Raw genomic sequence first — 18,327 nt, 5'->3', positions numbered from 1 at the left:
ACCGTTCCGGCGATCCCTCGGGAGTTCACGACATGTACCAGTGGTCCGACGAAGACCTGATGTTCCGCGACGCGCTGCGCGGGTTCATCGAGAAGGAGATCAAGCCGCACGTCGAACAGCTGGAAAGCGGCGCGCTGCCGCCCTTCGACATCATTCGCAAGCTGTACGCCGCCTTCGGGCTGGACGAGATGGCCCGCGAGGGACTGGAGAAGGCGCTCGCCCGCGAGGAGGCCGGCACCACGGGCAAGGCGGGCGGCGGCTTCAGCGGCGCGGGCAGCATGGGGGTCATCCTCAACAGTGAGCTCGCCGGGATCAGCCTCGGGCTGGTCGCGTCGATGGGTGTGAGCCTGGGCCTCACCGTCGGCACCATCCGCACCCGCGGCACTCTCGCGCAGAAGAAGCGCTGGCTGCCCGAGCTGGTCACCATGGAGAAGGTCGGCGCGTGGGCCATCACCGAACCCGATTCCGGCTCGGACGCGTTCGGCGGCATGAAGTCCTATGTGCGGCGCGACGGGGCGGACTACATCCTCAACGGGCGCAAGACCTTCATCACCAACGGCCCGCACGCCGATGTGACAGTCGTCTACGCCAAGCTGGACGAGGAGGACGGCGTCGACCGGCGCGACCGCAAGGTGCTCACCTTCGTCCTGGACAAGGGCATGCCGGGCTTCACCCAGAGCCCGGCCTTCAAGAAGATGGGCATGAACTCCTCGCCCACCGGCGAACTGTTCTTCGACAATGTGCGCATCACCCCGGACCGGCTGCTCGGCGAGAGCGAGGACCAGGCCAAGAGCGACGGAAAAGACAGCGCCAAGGAGTCTTTCGCGGCCGAGCGCATCGGCATCGCGTCGCTGGCGCTGGGCATCATCAACGAATGCCACCGGCTCTGTGTGGATTACGCGAAGTCACGCAAGCTGTGGGGTAAGGAGATCGCGCAGTTCCAGCTCATCCAGCTCAAGCTGGCGGAGATGGAGATCGCGCGAATCAATGTGCAGAACATGGTGTTCAACGCCATCGAGCGCACCAAGGCCGGGCACAAGGTGACGCTGGCCGAGGCGTCGGCCATGAAGCTGTACTCCTCGCGGGCCGCGACCGAGGTCGCGATGGAGGCTGTGCAGTTGTTCGGCGGCAACGGCTACATGGCCGAATACAAGGTGGAGCAGCTCGCGCGCGACGCCAAGTCGCTGATGATCTACGCGGGCAGCAATGAAATCCAGGTCACGCACATCGCCAAGGGACTGCTCGCCCGCTAACGCCCCCCGTCACCCGGGTTCGCACGGAATCTGTTGTGCTCGAGGACGATCCACACCGAGCCCGCGACCAGCGCGAGCACGGTGACCACGGAACCTCCGACGGCACGCAGACCCGTGACGATATCGGTGCCGGTGAACGTCCACGCGAGGGCGATGACACCGAGCAGCAGTAGCGCCGGCCCCGGCCAATCGACGCCATCGAGAATCGTTTCCGGCGGTTGGGATTTACGGGTGGCGGAGACGGGGACGGCATTGGTGTGGGTCATCGACGGTCACTCCCTCGGAGTCAGGGTTCCTGTCCTGTCCGAGTGACGAATGCCCCCTGCTGGGGCTATTGAAACAGGTGGTGTCAGCGAAACTCGTTCGATTCGTTGCGAAGGGGTACGCGATACAGGGTGACCTCGGTGTCCGCACCGTCCAGTACGCCGGTCAGGCGCAGCGTCCGCGCGTCGGGCCGAGTCCAGGTCAGGGTCGAATCACCCACGTGCAGAACGGCTTCCGTATCGCTCACCACCGCGTCCCGCTCCAGCGGGCCGCCCGCCGCACGGGCGACGACCAGACGCTGGGACGCCGGGCGCGCCTCGATGGCCACCCGCACCCACTCCGGTCCCGCGCCCCGGTACTGATCCACCGCCCACACGCCGTCCAGCGGTGACAGCCGCTGGGTGTAGTCGCGGTACTGCTGAAACCCATTGACGCCCATGAACATTGCCACGAAAGCTGCCGCGGTGACATGTGCGGCGAGACCCGCCCGCCGCCATCGCGGATCGCCGAGCAGCGGCGGCGTCCGCGGCGCGGCGGAGTCGCGATGGCGAACCAGCACATCGAGCAGCCGCTGCCACCAGGGCAGCGAAACCACCAGGGCCATGCCCAGCATGACCAGCGGCGTCACCACCACCGGCACACCGTAGGCGAGGTTCAGGATGCTCACCTGGATCAGCGCCACCAGACTGATCAGCGCCCCGAGCAGGGTCGTCCGCCGGAACACCAGCAGCACCCCGCCGGTCACCTCCACCAGCCCGGTGATCACCGTGTACGGCGTCGAGGCGGCCATGAACTTCCACAGCAGCCCCGAGGACGTCGACTCGCCCACCGATACCAGCATCTCCCCGGGCAGCGTGAACGAGATGAACTGCGTAGGAATGACTTTCACCATTCCGAACGCGATCATCAACAGTGACAACACCACCCGGACACCGTGGCGCAACCATTCGCCGACCATGCACCCACGCTAGGCAGCACGATCGGCCACGGCATCGCCGGTGAGGATGATCCCCGATCAGCTTCGGGGACTACCCGATCAGAAGGCGGGCACGTCGCTGGTGCTGGCATTGCCGCCGACGGTCGGCTGCAGGCTGATCTCCCACGCGGAGTCCGCGTCGAACGGGTCGTCGAACTTCGAGAAGTCCTTGTCGCGGGTGAAGGAGAGCGTCGCCTGATCCCAGTCCTTGCCCGACTTCAGGTACACGTAGTACGTGCCCGCGATACCACTCAGCGTGGCCTTGGAGTTCCCCTGCACGTAGATCGTGGCCTGCGGGTTCGACGGGTTTCCGGTGGTGACGACCACCGCGACGTCGGCGCTGTTGCCGTTGTCGATATCCAGCGTCCCCGAGCCGACCAGCCCGTTCTGCTGCACGATCTCCCCGTTGCCGGCCCGCCGGTTCTGCAGCGGAGTCGACGGCGCCGCCGCCTTCGACGACGTCGTCGTAATCCCCTGCTTCGCAGCCGAAGTCGTGCCGGCGGCCCCGGTGGACTTCTCCGAAGTCCCGCATCCGCTCACCAGCATCGCCGCCGCACACGCCGCCGCGACCAGCCAGACTCGCTTCGCCATCATTCCCCCGTATTCAAGGTTCGGACCGAATTTTCCGGCCCAGTATCACCCGTCGCGCCGGTTACGGCACAACGATTTCGGCCGTGGCCGGAACGTTCGGCCGATCCGTCCGCACCGTCACCTGCACCCGCCCCGGCCCAGTCTCCGCCAGCACGATGGCCGGCGCGGATCGCTGACCAGCCGGAATGAACCGGCTGACACTTCCGGTTGCGCCCGTGTCCAGGTTCCGCCAGTCCACCACGGCGGTCACATCGCAGGCGAGCAGGTGCGGCCCCCACTCCCCGATCGGCGAAAATCCCTGCGTCAGCCGGAAAACGATCGAGTGCACGGCGCCCGGCGCTTCGGAGTACTCGTAGAGCGGACCGTCGAACGAGGTCCCGCCGACCGAGAACATCCCGACGCACACGCCGTTGCCCACGGTGAAGACCGGGCTCAGGTTGAAGTCGTTCTTCGCACAGGTGCGCGGCCCCACATTCGACCATCCCAGCTGGCAGGGCTCGCCCTCGGCCGAAGCGGGCCCGGCCACGACCACGCCCGAGCCGATGACCGCGGCGACGGCAAATCCCAGAACCGAACGTTTCATCGTCGTACTCCCCTATCGCAACTCTCGTCATCAACGGCAAGCGTTGCGATAGTAGCGATTTCGGAGCCCGCGACGGTCACGCGGCACGCGTGCGGAACAGATTCACCTTGTAGCTGCGCACCGGAGCGGTCCATCCGATCAGCTTGAGGCCCAGCCGGTATCGCGCGGGCCAGGTGCGGCCCAGGGCCGGTTGCGGGGTGGCGAAGGTACGGGATTCGACGAGGCGTACGCCGTGCGATTCGAGGGTGCGCGGGTCGTCGCAGGGCCATTGCATGCGGGCGGTGACGGCGCGGAAGACCGGGTTCCGGTCCTGGGTCCTCATCATCAGCGCGCCGCCGGTGTCGAACGCGAACGGCGTATCCGGAAACGCGTCCGCGACCCGCTCGAGCTCGGCGTGCACCTCATCGGCGGGAAAGTAGAGCATGACCGCTTCACTGAGCAGAAAGACCGGCCCCGAACGCTCCTTGACCCGCTCGTGCCACTCGGTGCCGAACATGGACCCGGTGAGCATGGTGTATCGATCGGTGTTCTCGAAGAATCTCTCCCGCAACGCCATCGAGTCGGGCATGTCGAGGTCGAACCAGCGCAGCCGGCCGTTGTCGAGCCGATCGAAGCGGGTGGACAGTCCGCAGCCCAGGTCGACGACCGTGCCGTCGGGATGCCGGCGCAGGAACTCGCGCACGTACTCGTCGAAGATGGATGCGCGCAGCACCGAGCCCGCCAGCGACGGCCCGCGGAACTTGGTGAAGTCGTAGTCGATGCGCTCCACGAGGTCGATCGCCTTGCGATCGCCGAGCACGCTGCGCGCACCGCGCGCGTCGAGTGCCCGCCCGTACAGCGGAATAAGAAGTGTCTCTTGGATCTGGCCCAGCGAAACCTGCTCTCCCATGCGGCCAGCCTAAATTAGGGTTACCTAAATCAACAGGGGTTTGATTGTGCGAGGTCACAGCCGGTCTGCGGTATCGGTTATGCACTGCGGTCAACTATTGTGAGGCGCAACACTTTTCACGATCGTCCGGGCCTCGGATTCGGAAGGGGGAATTCCGGAGGCCCCCTTCGCGAGTGGGTGACAGGGTTGGTGTGCGATACGGCGGGGCCCGAGCCGATGGGCGATGACCGGTGGTCTGCGGGGCATGCGCCGCACCAGGCCGTGCCGGTGGGCAGGCGGATCGAGTTCCGCCGGACGCAGCGCAGGCTGTCCCGGCGGGCGGTGGCGAATCTGGTCGGCCGCAGTGAGGAATGGCTGCGGCTGATCGAGTCGGGGCGGCTGCGGCTGGACAGCATCGAGGCCACCATCCGGCTGGCGGAGGTGCTGCAGATAGCCGATTTTCGTGAGCTGATCGATCGGCCGGTCCCGCCGGAGCGGCCGACCCCGGCCGCGGCCGAGCTGGTGAGCGCGCTGCGCCCGGCGATCCTGGATCATCCGGGGCTCGCCGACGCCATGGCGGCGACGGATATGCCGGCCACGGACTGGCCGGCGGAGCTGCTCCGGTGCGAACAGCTCTGGTCGCGCTCCCGGGACCGGTTCACCCAGACGGCGCGGTTCCTGCCGCGGGTGCTGGTGGCGGCGCGCGGGTGGCACTGGCGGACCGGCGGCGGCGACACCACGGAACTGCTGATCGGCGCGTATCACCTGTGCCGCCAAGTACTTTCGGCGATGGGCGCGCATGATCTGGCCCTGCTCGTCGCCGATCGCGCCGTCGCCGCGACCTCGGGGCAGGACCGCCCGGCCGTGCTGGCCGCGAGCGCCTGGCACATGTCCGAGGCGCTGCTACCGCTGCATCCCGCCGCGTGCCGCGATTTCGCCTTGGCCACCGCGCAATTCGTCGGCCAGGAGCTGATCGACGAGATCGCCTTACGCGGGGCGCTGCAGCTGGTGGCCGCCAAAGCCGCTGCCACGGCGGCGGATTCGATGGCGGCCGACCACCTGCTGACCGCCGCGGCCCGCACCGCGCACCGGCTGGAGGGCGCGCACGTCGCGTGCGGCGTCGCCTTCGGTCCGGACGAGATCGCCCTGACCCGGATGGAGATCGCCCTCGCCGCCGGCGATTTCGACAGCGTGATCGCCGTGGCCACGGGTCTGGACGGGGCCGAATCCGAACCGGCCGGGCGGCGGGCGCGCTATCACATTCTGGTGGCGACCGCCCTGGCCGGACGCGGCGACGATGTGGGCGCGGTCTACGCGCTGGTGCGCGCGGCGGAGGCGTCACCCGAGGACGTGCGGTACGACGCCGATGCGGTGCGGACGCTGAAACAACTGCTGCGCGACGACAATCGGATGCTCCGGCGGGAGCTGGAGCGGTTGACCGAACTCGCCGATCTCGGCGGGGCGCGCTGACGCGCCCCGCCTGATCGGCTACGTCCTGGCGATTCCCGTCTCCGTGCGCCGCAGCACCGCGTCCGCCGAGTCCAGGGCCGAGTCCTGCGCGAGGATGTCCTCGTAGAGCCGCAGCAGCGAGCGACCCGGCTCGACGCCGAGCTCGTCGTCGAGATGCTCGCGGGTGCGGTGGAACAGCCGCAGCGCCTCGGATTGCCGGCCCGCCCGGTAGAGCGCGAGCATGAGCAGTTCGCACAATCCCTCGCGGGCCGGGTGGGCCGCGGCGAGCCGCTGCAGTTCGGCCGCGGCCTGCCGGTCGTCGCCCAGCAGCAGGCGGGCACTCACCAGATCCTCCCAGGCGACCAGCCGCCGTTCCTCGAGGAAGGCCGCCGCACCCCGGCAGCGCTGCCCGGAACGGGTGTTGAGCAGCGCCGGACCGCGCCACAGCCGCAACCCCTCCTGCAGATACGACAGGGCCAGCGCGGGCCGGGAGCTCAGCTCGGCGAAGCCGCGCGCGGTGAGGTCGAGAAACCGGTTGCCGTCCACGAGTTCGCGGGGCGTTTCGAGAATGTAGCCGTTGTAGACCGCGCGCAGTTCGATCGGCCGCGCGGTGCCGCCTGTGCATCTTTCCAAAGTCCTCCTGATCCGCGTGGCATTGGCCTGCAATGCGTTGCGTGGATTCTTGAGAATTTCCCGGGGCCACAATTCATCGACCAGATCGTCGTAATAGACGGTACGTCCGGCCTCCAATGCGAGAGTGGCAAGCATCGAGCGCACCTTGCTCGATCTGAGTTCTATACGCACACTTCCGACGACTATGGACACCGAGCCCAGTAGATCGATACGGACAGCATCGTCGCGCATCTCGTCAGAGGGTGAAACGGTTGTCCGCCAGAGTTTATCGACAAACATCAGCCATCCCCTATTACGAACCGGTAGGTTCGAGACCAGCGTCCGGCCACGGTACCATAACCGATGCAACACACGCAGCTAGAGCGCTGATTCGCCGCACAATTCCCACCTCCCAAAAAATATGGGATGCGGATCCAAATGGATTTGGAAAATCAGACCCAACGGTTGGCCGCCGAGCGGTCAGCGGTCGGTCAGCAGTCCCGTCAGCCGCCTGGTCCAAAATCGAATCGATTTCCGGCTATTCGAGGACAGTCGTGACGACCCAAGATTTCCTACTGCGGCACATCGCCGAGTCCTGGCTCGGCGGAAATTCCGCCGGCCTGCACGCCGACACACCATTGCTGGAGTTGAACATAATCTCCTCATCCGAAGTGTTCGACCTGGTGCATTCGATTCAATCCGCATTCGGGATCGCCATTCCACTGCCGGAGATCCGGCCCGAGAACTTCCGATCCGTCGATGTGATCGCAGATTTGATAGAGCGATGCCGCGATAAGCAGAGGGGCCCCCGATGACCGAGCACGATGTGGCCGAAGTGGTCGTGACGACCGCGATGCGGCATACGCAATACCGGCGCGACCAGCTCGATCTCACCGCCGATCTGGAGGGCGAGCTGGGTATCGACTCGGTCGTCCTCATCTCGATCATCGACGACGCCGTGCGCGAGCTGGCGCTGCCCACCGGGACCGCGTCCGCCATCACGGTCACCAGCCTGGCGGAGCTCATCACGGATCTGCGGGGGCGCATGGGCGATCCGGAACCCGCGGCCGGTCCCGCGCCCGCGCCGCCACAACCGGTGAGCACGGAGCCCGAACTCGTTGCCGGACAGGTGGATCCGATCGAGCCACCGGGCGTGACACCGTGGGACGGGCGCTCGATGCGCGACTTCATCGACAGTCGCGGACCGGGCATGTTCGCCGACGTCACCGAATTCGCGACCCATCTGCGCGAACGCGAGGCCGAACACCTCTACTGGTACGGCAAGCCGCTGCGCTCCCGGTGCGCGAACCGGGCGCTGATCCACGACGACCACACCGGCCGCACCCGCGAATATCTGATGTTCGCCTCCAACAACTATCTGGGACTCGCCAATCACCCGCGCGTCATCGAGGCCATCTGCACGGCGACCCGCACCTTCGGCGCGACGAATACCGGCTGCCGCATCATCGGCGGCACCAATGAGCTGCACCGGGAACTGGAACGGCGACTCGCCGCCTTCAAGGGCCGGCCGGACTGCATCGTCTACCCCGGCGGCTACGCCGCCAATCTCGGCTGCATCTCCGCGCTGGCCGGGCGGCGCGACGCGGTCGTGGTGGACCGGCTCAACCATATGAGCATCGTCGACGGCTGCAAGCTGTCCGGCAGCCTGCGAAAGATCTACCGGCACAACGACATGGCGGATCTGGAACGGGTGCTCGACCGCGCCGCCGGGCACTTCCGCGGACTGCTGATCGTCACCGACGGGGTGTTCAGCATGCACGGCGATATCTGCGAGCTGCCCGAAATCGTCCGCCTGGCACACACTTACGGCGCGCGCGTGCTGGTCGACGACGCCCACGCCACCGGCGTCCTGGGGGTCCGGGGCTCCGGGACGGCCGAGCACTTCGGCCTCAAGGGCGAGGTCGATCTCGAGCTCGGCACGATGAGCAAGACCCTGGCGGGTATGGGCGGATTCGTGGTCGGCGATCACGAGGTGATCGACTATCTGCGCTACTACTCCAACTCCTATGTCTTCGCCGCGACCATTCCCGCCGGCGTCGCCGCGGGCCTGATCGCGGCGATCGATGTCATGGAGGCCGAGCCGGAGCGAATCACCGCACTGTGGAACAACATTCGGCAGCTGCGCGGTGATCTGATCGAGGCCGGTTTCGATCTGGAGCGCACCGCGAGCGCCATCCTGCCGGTGGTCATCGGCGACGAGCGCCTGACCATGGAGATGGGCCGCGCGGTGCGCGCCCGCGGACTGTTCTGCCAGACCGTGGTGTTCCCCGGCGTGCCGATCGGCGATGCCCGGCTGCGAATCAGCGTCACCTCCGAGCACACGCCCGAGGATCTGGCCCTGGCCGTGCAGATTCTCGTCGACGCCGCCCGCGCCACCGGCGTCCCCGTGGGGCCGGACGCCGCCGAGCGAATGGCCGAGGGAATGCGCCGATGACCGCACGACTACTCGGGACCGGCGAACGCGGCGTCGTCCGGCTGCCCGCCATCGAATCCGTGGCGCACGCCTGCCGCCCGGCCCTGCTCGGGCGCAGGCCGGTCAGCTACGGCGAGCTCGCGAAGACGGTGCACCTGCTGGCAGCGGGGCTGCAGGGGCTCGGTGCCGTCGTGGGCGACCGGGTCGTCATCTGGATGGACAAGGGACCGGAGTACGCCGCCGCCATTCTGGCCACCCTGCAGGCGGGTTGCGCGTACGTGCCGGTCGACGGCGCGCATCCGGTGCGGCGGCTGCAGGCGATCCTCGACGATATCGATCCGATCGTCCTGGTCACCGATGCCCGGCATCTCGCCGAGGTCGGCTCCGATATCGCACTGCCGCACACGGTTCGGGCCGTCGTGGTGTCGGCGGAGCGGGCCGCGTCGGACACCGCGTGCGCGCAGGCCGACGGCAGCCGGGCCCGCGTGATCCCCTGGCGGGAATTCCTGCTGGGCGCTGGGCGCGGGCCCGCGATTCCGGCCCGGCCGCCGGTGGTCACTCCGGCGGACCTCGCCGCCGTGCTCTACACCTCCGGGTCCACCGGAACGCCGAAGGGCGTGCGGATCTCGCATCGCAACCTCACCGCCTTCATCGATTGGGCGCGTGCGGAATTGGCGCTCGGCCCGGAGGACGTCTTCGCCAATCACGCCTCCTTCACCTTCGACCTGAGCACCTTCGATCTGTTCGTGGCGGTCTCGGTGGGCGCGGCGGTGTGGATCATCGAGGACGCGCAGGCGCGTGATGCCGCGGCGCTGGTCACCGGAATCCGGGAACACGGTGTCACCGTGTGGTATTCGGTGCCGTCCATTCTGATGCTGCTGACCGCCTGCGGTGCGCTCACCGCCGAGGTGGTGGCCTCGCTGCGCTATGTGCTGTTCGCGGGCGAGGTGTACCCGAAGCCCCGGCTGCGCGAACTGCACGCGCTGCTCGACGAGCGGACCCGGCTGTACAACCTGTACGGCCCCACCGAGACCAATGTGTGCACCTATCACCGCGTACTGCCGGAGGATCTGGGCGAGACGGGGTCACTGCCCATCGGCATGCCGGTCGGCACGGCCCGGATGCTGATCGTCGACGACGACGGACAGCCGATCGACGGTCCGGACGCGTTCGGCGAGTTGGTCGTCGAAGGTGACTGTGTCACACCGGGTTACTGGCGGCGCGAGTCCGACCCCCGGGGTGCGTTCCATCGGCGCGGGCAGCACCCCACGGGCGATATGGTGAGCCGGTCCGACGGGCGGCTGCGGTATCACGGGCGCAAGGACCGCATGGTCAAGCTGTCCGGGTATCGGATCGAACTCGGCGAGATCGAATCGGTGGCGCTGCGGCATCCGGCCGTCGAGACCGCGGCGGTACTGGTCACCGGCGCGGGGGCCGAGGCCCGGATCGTCCTCTACTACACGCTGCGCCCCGGGGCGCAGGCGCCGACCCTGATCGAGCTCAAACAGCATTGCGCCCTGTATCTGCCGAGGTACATGGTGCCGCGCGCCGCTGTCGTCATGGCCGAGCTGCCACGTAATGCCAACGGTAAGACCGACTATCGGTCGCTCGGCAACCCCTGACCCCGACCGGCGATCCGAGGACGCGACCATGAGATTCACGACATTGACCAAGGTGACCGCCGGCGGCAGTCTCCCGCTACTGCTCTCGCTGGCACGGACTTTCGCCACCCCGGTGTATCGGGCGGCCTTCCTGGCCGGAGCCTCCGGGTCGGGGGTGCTCGCGCAACTCGCCGCCGGGCCACGGGATGTGGACACCCTGGCCGACGCACTCGGCATCACCGCCGACCGCACGCTGCTGCGCGCGTGGCTGGATCTGGGCGTCCAGCTCGGCGAGCTGTCGATCGACACCGGGTGCTATCGGCTCGCCGGACGTACGGCGAAAGCGCTTGCGCGCCCGCGCAACGACGCGGTCGCCGCGGCGCTCGAGGAGGTGATGCGATTCCACGTGCCGGTGCTGCTGAACGGACCGGCCATGCTCGGCAGCAGTACCCGGCTGACCCTCGCGGACCAGGACGGCGCGATCATCGCCCGCTCCAGCCGGGTCATCGCGGCCTTCGTCGAGGAGGCTGTCGAGCGCGTCCTGGATCGGGAGGCTCCGCTGCGCCTGCTGGAAATCGGCTGTGGCAGCGGCGATTACGTACGGTACGCCGCAGAACTGAATCCGCGGCTGACCGCGCTGGCCGTCGACTACCAGCCCGAGGTCGCCGCGGCGGCCGCCGCCGACCTGACCGCGCGCGGGTTGTCCGATCGGATCGAGGTGCGCCACGCCGATATTCGCGATCTCCACCTCGAACCGCAGTTCGACCTGATCACCATGCACAACAACATCTACTACTTCCCGGTGGACGAGCGGATCAAGCTGCTCGAGCACGCCAGATCCCTGCTCGCGCCGGGCGGCCGGATCCTGCTCACCACCTCGTGCCGGGGCGGCAACCTCAGCACCGAGGTGCTCGGTCTCTGGTTCGAATTCGCCGATTTCGGCGGGCCGCTGCCGGATGCCACCGAACTGGCCGGGCAGCTGCGGCAGGCCGGTTTCGAGGAGGTCGCGGTGCGGCGGCTGATTCCCGGTGAGCAGTTCTGTTCCTTCGTCGCGGCGAATCCGCGACCCGAGAGTCGGGAGAACCGGGCATGACCGCGTCGAGCCGGACCGCCTGCGATCTGATCGTCGTCCTCGGCGGCGCGGATTCCCCTGCGGCACAGTCACTGGGCGGCAAGGGGGCGCGTCTGGACGAGATGCTGCGGGCGGGCTTCCCGGTGCCGCCCGCCTTCTGCCTCACCACCGGCCTGTTCGAACTGTTCCGGCACCGCGCCGGGCTCGACGCCGAACCCGGCGCGAACCCCGCGGGCATTCGGGAGCGCATCCTGACCGCGGAGCTGCCCGCGGATATCGCCGACGCGGTGCTCGACGCCTACACCACGCTGGGCTGCCCCCGGGTGGCGGTGCGCTCCTCGGCGAGCAAAGAGGACTCCGCGGCGTATTCGTTTGCCGGACAGCACGATACGCTGCTCGACATCGCCGGGCCGGACGCGCTGCTGGACGCGGTGCGGCGCTGCTGGGCGTCACTGTGGTCGGATCGGGCCGTGGCCTACCGCGACGCCGCCGGGGCGGGTTCGATCGCGGTGGTGGTGCAGCAGATGATCGACGCCGACGCCGCCGGGGTGCTGTTCACCCGCGACCCCATCAGCGGCCGCACCGATCGATTCGTCGTGGACTCGTGCTGGGGTCTGGGCGAGGGCCTGGTGTCGGGCCGGGTCACCTCCGATTCCTTTGTCGTGGAACCGGATCGGCCCGAGGTGCTGGAGCGCAACGTCCGCTACAAGGTCACCCGCTGCGCCCCGGTCGGGTCCGGGGTGGTGGAGCTGATCAAGGTGGACGAACCGCTGCGCGGCGTCCCGTCGCTGACCGACAAGCAGCTCGCCGAACTGGCCGAACTCGCGGTCCGGGTGCGCGATCACTATGGGGCGGACCAGGATATCGAGTGGGCGGTGCGGGACGGGATCCCGTATCTGCTGCAGGCCCGGCCCATCACCACCGGCACGCCGCAGCCCGCGCCGCGCAGCCCCTACACCGCGCCGCAGCCGGAACCGGTGCGGCACGGCACCTTCTGGTCCCGGATGGATATCGGGGAGATCTTCACCGGCGTCATGACGCCGCTGGGCATCTCCTTCGCCCGCTACTACCAGGACAATGTGCACGGTGACTGCGTGGTGGGGACCGGTCTGCGCGATCGCGGCGAGATGTCGCCGCAGATGGGCTATTTCCAGGGCTATGTGTACCTGAACATCTCCTATACGGCCTATCTGCTGAGCCAGAGCCTGGCCACCCGGGATCAGCGCCCGTTCGACGAACGCTTCGCCAGCGAGGAGATCGACCTCGCCGGGTACCGGAATCCGTTCGGCAGCTATCGGATCGGGCTGCCGTGGCTGCGGTCCACGCTGTTCTGGTTCCGGACCGCGGCGGCGGAATTCCGGGACGCGCCGCGACGGGCGCGGCGCATGACCGAGTCCCGGCGCTACGAATTCGATCGTGCGCACCGAATTGATCTGCGCAAGCTGGATATTCGTGAGCTGAACGGCGAAATGCACCGGCGGCTCGCCTATTTCCACGATATGAACGTGGGATACATGCCGTACTTCCTGAATGCCTTCGGGTTCTACGGAATTCTGGAGGCCATGTGTCGGGCCTGGCTCGGCGCGGAGGGCGAGCGGCTGCAGAACCGGCTCAAAACCGATATGTCCAACCTGCGCACCGTGGCGGCGGCCCGGGAGGTGTGGGAACTGGCCGGGGCGGCGCGCGAGCGGCCGGAGGTGCTGGCGATCATCCGGTCCGGTGCGCCCGCCGACGTGGCGGCCCGGCTGCGCGCCGACGCGGCGGGGCGGATCTTCTGGGCCGAGCATATGGAGCCGTTCCTGCGGGAGAACGGAACTCGTGCCCATCAGGAGATGGAGCTGACCCATCCGCGCTGGATCGACGACCTGTCCTATGTGTTCCTGATGGTGCGCCGCTACGCCGAGGAGGGCTTCTCCATCGACACCGCCCTCGACGCCGCGCACGATCCCCGCGACGACGCGGCGACGCGGGCCCTGCGCCGGCTGCCCGCACCCAAACGCCGCGCCATCCGCACCGCCATCTCGCTGTACGAGACGTGCAGTACGTTGCGCGAGACCGCGCGCATGTCGATGATCACCTCCATCTGGCTGGTCCGCGAAGTGGTCTACGAGGTGAGCCGCCGCCTCATCGAGGCCGGGGTACTGCGCTCCTTCGACGAGGTCGCCCTGCTGGACTTCGCGGACATCCTGAAATACCTGGAGCACCAACGGGATCCGCACGAAGTCTGCTCCCGGGCACGTCTGGACGAGGCCCGCCGCACCTTCCAGAACTACACCAGACTGCCCGCGCCGCCGTTGAGCATCATCGGCGAATGGGATGTCACGCAATCGGTTCGGCCGCTCCCCGACGGCGCGCGTCTGCCCGGCCTCGGCACCAGCCCCGGTCGCGCCGTCGGCCGCGCCCGCATCGTCGAGGATCTGGCCTGGCAGGCCGATGAATTCCAAACCGGCGAGATCCTGGTGACCTCCTACACCGACTCGTCCTGGACGCCCCTGTTCGCCATCGCGGGTGGCATCGTCACCGATATCGGCTCGATGCTCTCGCACAGCTCCATCGTGTCCCGCGAGTTCCGCGTCCCCGCCGTCGTGAACACCAAACACGCCACCCGGGTGATCAAAACCGGTGACCTGCTCATGGTCGACGGCGACCGCGGCGTGGTCGAGGTGATCGACGGATGACCGAACCCATTGCCGTGGTAGGCATCTCGGCCCTGTACCCCGGCATCCGCGGCGCGGCGGAGTACTGGACCGCACTGACCGACCCGAATCCACCGCCGCGGCCGCCCCGCCTGGACGACACCGAGATCGACCTCACCGGCTTCCGCATCCCCCCGGCCCAGCGCCGCTCCCTGAGCCGTCTCCAACTGCTCATGCTCGAAGCCGCGCGCCTGTGCCTCGACGACGCCGGATACCTCACCCAGCCCTGGGCCGACGCCCGCATGGACGTCGTGGTCGGCACCTGCTTCGGCCTGAATCGCCAGTACGCCAACGCCCTTCGCATCGCGGGCGCGCACTACGGCCGCGACCTCGAGCAGGCCGCGTCCACCGATCCGGACGCACACACCCGGGCCGCCGCCCCCCGGCTGCGCCGAGACCTGCGAGCGAGCCTGGTCGCCAGGCTGGGTGCCTCCCCGCACGACCGAGTCGGCGAAATGGCCAGCACCATCCCCGCCCGCATCGCCGCCGCATTCCACCTCCTCGGCCGCACGATCGCCCTGGAATCGGCCGACGCCACCGGATTCGTAGCCCTCGAATGCGCGATCGCCAACCTCCGCGCCGGCTCGGCGGACGCGGTCCTCGTCCTGACCGGTCAGTGTCTGGAAAGCTCCCTCGCCGCAGACGCCCTCGCCGCCAAGGGCTTGTTCACCGCCTCCCCCGCCCTGGCCGAGGGGGTCACCGCGCTGCTGCTGGAACGCCGGTCGTCGGCCCTGCGCAACGAGCACCGCGTCTACGCCTCGGTCCTGGGATGCGCGCTGCGGCACGAGGCCCGTCCGGGCGCACTGCGCTACTCGACCAATGCCGAACCCCGCTATCGCCTGGCCAAGGAGTGCCACGACGCGGCCGGCGTACCCCCTGCCGCGGTCCGCTACGCCGAGTGCGCGGGCCCGGGCATCCATTCCGTCCGCGAGGCGGATCAGCGCGCCCTGGCCCGGTTCTTCGGCGACGCCGCCCCGGCCTCGATCGCATGGGGCGACACCGCCACCCGACTCGGCCACACCTTCGCCAATGCCGGATTGGCCGCCGTCAGCGCGACGGCGCTCGCTCTCTTCCACGGCAAGATGCCACCCACCGGGCACCCCGGATCCGGCTCCGCCGAGGCGTCCCCGCACGAATCGATGTCCGACGCCACTGCCGCACGCACCGCCCCGCGCGGGGATGGGTACGAGACCCCGGCCGCCATGCCCTTCCGGCAGGTGACGGCACTCGAGGAATGGCCGGGCGACCCGGTGCCGCCGACGCGGCACGCGGCGGTGTTCGGCTGCGGGCTGGGCGGGACCTCGGGGTATGTGCTGCTCGGGCACGCGGTTCCGCGAAGGACCGCGCGCCGTGTTCCGGCTCCGGTGCGGGCCGAACCGATTGCCGTCGTGGGTTATGGCGGGATCTTCGCGGGGGCCGGGGACGCGGCCAATCTGTGGCAGGCGATCCGGTCCTGCCGCAGTGGTCTCGGCACGCTGAGCGCTGACGTGCTGGATCGCGAACTCTATTACGCGCCGGGCGAGATCACGCTGACGCACAGCTACTGCCAGGTGGGCGGGTCGGTGCCGCCGCCGGGGCACCCGCCCGGCTCGGTTCGTCTCACCCCGCATCGGTATCGGGTCATGGACCCGGCACAGCGGCTCGCCCTCCTGGTTGCCGACGAGGCGCTCGCTCGCTACGGAAGGCCGGAGGGGCTACGGGAGCGGATCGGAGTGGTGGCGGTCGGCAGCACGCTCAGCCTGTCGACCGAGCGGCGGATCAATGCCGAGCGCTCGGTGGCGGAATGGGAGTCCGCGCTCGCGGAGACTCCGGCATGGGCGGATCTGCCGGGCGAGGCGCGGGCCAGGCTCCTCGATCGGCTCCGGGAGCGGTATCCGGTTCGGGGGGAGCAACTTTCGCCCGTGCAGCTCGACGGCTTCCTCGCCGGGGCGGTCGCCACCATGGTCACCAATGAATACCGGCTGAGCGCGGTACCGCTCGCGGTCGAAGCGGCCTGTGCCTCCACCCTGGCGGCGATCGATCTCGCGGTGACCTCGCTGCGCGCGGGCAGCACCGACTTCGCGATGGCGGGTGGCGTCGAATTGGCCTGCAACCCCAGGGATTTGGTGCTGTGTTCCGCGCTGGGCATGCTGTCGCGCAGCCGGATCACGCCGTTCGACAGTGCGGCCGACGGCTTCAGCCCCGGCGACGGGTGTGCGCTGTTCCTGCTCAAACGGCACGCCGATGCGCTGCGCGACGGCGATACGATCTACGGCCTGATTCGCGGGATCGGGGCTTCCAATGACGCGAAGTCGCTGATCGCGCCGGATGTGGCAGGGCAGGTGCGGGCTATGCGGCGTGCGTTCGAGCAGGTCGAATTCGACCCGGGCGCGGTCGATTACCTGGAGGCGCACGGCACCGGGACCCGGGTCGGGGATCGGGTGGAGATCAGCGCGGCGGCCGAGGTCTACGGTGGGAGCCCGCGACGGAACCCGCTGGCGATCGGCTCGGTCAAGGCCGTGGTCGGGCATACGTTCGCAGCGGCCGGCGGGGCGGGGCTGCTCGCGGCGCTCCAGGCCATGCGGGCCAACACCTTTCCGCCGAACATCGGGGTGCGCACTCCCAATCCCGAACTGCCGCTGGACAATATCCCCGCCGTACTGCCGATCCAGCCCACGCCGTGGCCGTCGGAGCCGGGGCGGCCGCGCCGGGCCGCGGTCAGTTCGTTCGGGACCGGCGGGATCAACTATCACCTCCTCCTCGAGGAACACTCCCGACAGGACCGTGCCGGATGAATTTCGATCTGCCGCCGGATATCGAGGCCATGTGCACCGCGCTCACCGCTTTCGCACGGCGCGATCTGAACGGCCCCGCCCATGACTTCGACTCCACCGACTTCCGCCGTCGCTGGCTGCTGGCGGGCAAGCAGGGGATCCTCGGCGCGACGGTGCCCGAGGAGTACGGCGGCAGCGGATTGGACGCGGTCGCCGCCGTCGCACTGTTCGAGGCGCTCGGGTCCGGTTGTGCCGACACCGGATTCGCCTTCTCGGCCGCGGCGCACCTGTTCGCCTGCCTGATGCCCCTGGTCGAATTCGGCACGGCCGAGCAGCAGCACCGCCATCTGCCCCGGCTGTGCTCCGGTGAGCTGGTGGCCGCGCACGCCATCACCGAATCCGACGCGGGATCCGACATCCTGCATCAGCGCACCCGCGCCGACCGTACCGCTGCCGGATACGTGCTCAACGGCACCAAGGTCTTCACCACCAACTCACCCGTCGCCGACACTTTCCTGGTGCAGGCGGTGACCCAACCCGGCGGCGGGTTCTTCGGCCTCACCGCGTTCCTCGTACCGGCCGACGCGCCGGGACTGCGGGTCGGCCCGCCCTACGCGAAGCTCGGCCTGCGCGGATCACCCACGGCGGAAGTGCATTTCACCGATTGCCCGGTCCCACTGGACGCCGTCCTCGGTGGCGAGGGCTGCGGCGCGAGCGTATTCACCGGATCGATGCGCTGGGAGCGCATCTGCCTGTTCGCCGTGTACCTGGGCGCGATGCGCCGAGTACTCGACGACACCATCGACTTCGTTCGCGACCGAGTCCAATTCGGTTCTCCCATAGGCGAATTCCAAGCGGTGAGCCACCGGGTCGTGGATATGATCACGCGCCTCGAGTCCGCCCGCCTACTGCTGTTCAAGGCCGCCGCCGATCTCTCCGCCGGCCGGGACTGCGAAGTCAGTTCCGGCGTGGCGAAGGTCGCGGTCAGCGAGGCGGCGGTGCAGCTGGGCTTGGACGCCATCCAGTTGCGCGGCGCGCTCGGCGTCACCGACGGCGTGGCCGAGACCCTGCTGCGTGACGCGCTGCCGGCGCGAATTTTCTCCGGCACCAATGAGATTCAGAAGAACAATGTCGCCCGCGCCCTGGGGCTCGGGCGACGCCGTCCGACGCGCTGA

General features: G+C 68.6%; 15 protein-coding genes. 9 read left to right on the top strand and 6 right to left on the bottom strand.

Translation table 11 applies throughout. The annotated features are described in order from the left end of the window. The first annotated feature begins 32 nt into the window (after positions 1-32). Positions 33-1,253, top strand: coding sequence for an acyl-CoA dehydrogenase family protein (locus JK358_RS16045; RefSeq protein WP_201948509.1), 1,221 nt, complete (start codon positions 33-35; stop codon positions 1,251-1,253). Here JK358_RS16045 and JK358_RS16040 read toward each other — a convergent pair. The 5 genes from JK358_RS16040 to JK358_RS16020 form a co-directional block, all read right to left on the bottom strand. After that, positions 1,250-1,519, bottom strand: coding sequence for a hypothetical protein (locus JK358_RS16040; RefSeq protein ID WP_201948508.1), 270 nt, complete (start codon positions 1,517-1,519; stop codon positions 1,250-1,252). The genes JK358_RS16045 and JK358_RS16040 overlap by 4 nt on opposite strands. A gap of 83 nt (positions 1,520-1,602) precedes the next feature. Further along, on the bottom strand, positions 1,603-2,475 hold the full coding sequence (locus JK358_RS16035) for a hypothetical protein (protein ID WP_201948507.1): 873 nt from the start codon (positions 2,473-2,475) through the stop codon (positions 1,603-1,605). Positions 2,476-2,553: 78 nt separating this feature from the next. Continuing rightward, positions 2,554-3,087 (bottom strand): hypothetical protein, encoded by a 534-nt coding sequence (locus JK358_RS16030; protein ID WP_201948506.1) that lies wholly within the window; start codon positions 3,085-3,087, stop codon positions 2,554-2,556. A gap of 58 nt (positions 3,088-3,145) precedes the next feature. Then, positions 3,146-3,667: a hypothetical protein gene (locus JK358_RS16025; RefSeq protein ID WP_232851393.1), complete on the bottom strand. Its 522-nt coding sequence runs from the start codon at positions 3,665-3,667 to the stop codon at positions 3,146-3,148. A gap of 76 nt (positions 3,668-3,743) precedes the next feature. Beyond that, positions 3,744-4,556 (bottom strand): class I SAM-dependent methyltransferase, encoded by an 813-nt coding sequence (locus JK358_RS16020; RefSeq protein WP_201948505.1) that lies wholly within the window; start codon positions 4,554-4,556, stop codon positions 3,744-3,746. A gap of 216 nt (positions 4,557-4,772) precedes the next feature. Here JK358_RS16020 and JK358_RS16015 point away from each other — a divergent pair, with 216 nt between their 5' ends. Next, positions 4,773-6,005 (top strand): helix-turn-helix domain-containing protein, encoded by a 1,233-nt coding sequence (locus tag JK358_RS16015; RefSeq protein ID WP_201948504.1) that lies wholly within the window; start codon positions 4,773-4,775, stop codon positions 6,003-6,005. Between the two features lie 18 nt (positions 6,006-6,023). Here the strand turns inward: JK358_RS16015 and JK358_RS16010 are convergent, their stop codons facing one another. Continuing rightward, positions 6,024-6,752: an AfsR/SARP family transcriptional regulator gene (locus tag JK358_RS16010; protein ID WP_201948503.1), complete on the bottom strand. Its 729-nt coding sequence runs from the start codon at positions 6,750-6,752 to the stop codon at positions 6,024-6,026. A 398-nt stretch (positions 6,753-7,150) separates the two neighbouring features. Here JK358_RS16010 and JK358_RS16005 point away from each other — a divergent pair, with 398 nt between their 5' ends. Genes JK358_RS16005 through redW form a run of 7 tightly spaced genes read left to right on the top strand, consistent with a single transcriptional unit; the run spans position 7,151 to position 18,327 of the window. Then, positions 7,151-7,411: an acyl carrier protein gene (locus JK358_RS16005; protein ID WP_201948501.1), complete on the top strand. Its 261-nt coding sequence runs from the start codon at positions 7,151-7,153 to the stop codon at positions 7,409-7,411. Beyond that, on the top strand, positions 7,408-9,051 hold the full coding sequence (locus JK358_RS16000) for an aminotransferase class I/II-fold pyridoxal phosphate-dependent enzyme (RefSeq protein WP_201948499.1): 1,644 nt from the start codon (positions 7,408-7,410) through the stop codon (positions 9,049-9,051). Before JK358_RS16005 ends, JK358_RS16000 begins: the two co-directional genes overlap by 4 nt. Beyond that, entirely contained in the window at positions 9,048-10,652 is a 1,605-nt protein-coding gene (locus JK358_RS15995) for an amino acid adenylation domain-containing protein (protein ID WP_201948497.1), read from the top strand. The genes JK358_RS16000 and JK358_RS15995 overlap by 4 nt, the downstream gene beginning before the upstream one ends. A 28-nt stretch (positions 10,653-10,680) precedes the next feature. Beyond that, a complete protein-coding gene (locus JK358_RS15990) occupies positions 10,681-11,724 on the top strand; it encodes an SAM-dependent methyltransferase (RefSeq protein ID WP_201948495.1) in 1,044 nt (347 codons plus the stop codon). Beyond that, on the top strand, positions 11,721-14,381 hold the full coding sequence (gene redH, locus JK358_RS15985; protein WP_201948492.1) for an undecylprodigiosin ligase RedH: 2,661 nt from the start codon (positions 11,721-11,723) through the stop codon (positions 14,379-14,381). Before JK358_RS15990 ends, redH begins: the two co-directional genes overlap by 4 nt. Then, positions 14,378-17,173 (top strand): polyketide synthase, encoded by a 2,796-nt coding sequence (locus tag JK358_RS15980; RefSeq protein ID WP_201948490.1) that lies wholly within the window; start codon positions 14,378-14,380, stop codon positions 17,171-17,173. The genes redH and JK358_RS15980 overlap by 4 nt, the downstream gene beginning before the upstream one ends. After that, positions 17,170-18,327 carry an L-prolyl-[peptidyl-carrier protein] dehydrogenase gene (redW, locus tag JK358_RS15975; RefSeq protein ID WP_201948488.1) on the top strand — a complete coding sequence of 386 codons (1,158 nt, stop codon included), beginning with the start codon at positions 17,170-17,172 and terminating at the stop codon, positions 18,325-18,327. Before JK358_RS15980 ends, redW begins: the two co-directional genes overlap by 4 nt.

Origin of the sequence: Nocardia acididurans (genome assembly GCF_016741815.1) — a bacterium.
GTDB lineage: Bacteria > Actinomycetota > Actinomycetes > Mycobacteriales > Mycobacteriaceae > Nocardia > Nocardia acididurans.
Note: the sequence above shows the minus strand (reverse complement) of the source record. Positions and strands in the feature narration are given on the sequence as shown.